The sequence below is a fragment of the Asticcacaulis sp. AC466 genome (assembly GCF_000495815.1).
Lineage (GTDB): Bacteria > Pseudomonadota > Alphaproteobacteria > Caulobacterales > Caulobacteraceae > Asticcacaulis.
Map to the genome: position 1 here is coordinate 1 of NZ_AWGE01000066.1, position 323 is coordinate 323.

The following is a 323-nucleotide window of genomic DNA, read 5'->3' on the forward strand; positions in this document are numbered from 1 at the left end:
GAACCGCACCATGACGCGACGCCGCACTGGCATATGATGCTGTTTACCTCCAAAAAACAGCGCCAGCAGGTGATCGACATCGTGCGCCGTTATGCCATGGCTGAAGATGGGGACGAGCGCGGCGCTGCGAAAAATCGTTTTGACTGTAAGCACCTGAATAAAGGCGGTGCGGCGGGCTATATCGCCAAATACATTGCAAAAAACATCGACGGGTACGCGCTGGACGGCGAGCGCGATCATGAAACCGGCGAGCTGTTGACTGATACGGCCGCCGCCGTCACCGCGTGGGCGTCAACATGGCGTATCCCTCAATTCCACTTTAT

General features: G+C 56.7%; 1 protein-coding gene. It reads left to right on the forward strand.

All coding sequences use genetic code 11. From position 1 onward, the window contains the following. Positions 1 to 323: replication endonuclease (locus AEAC466_RS43505; protein WP_035430621.1), on the forward strand; the 323-nt coding region annotated here is incomplete at both ends.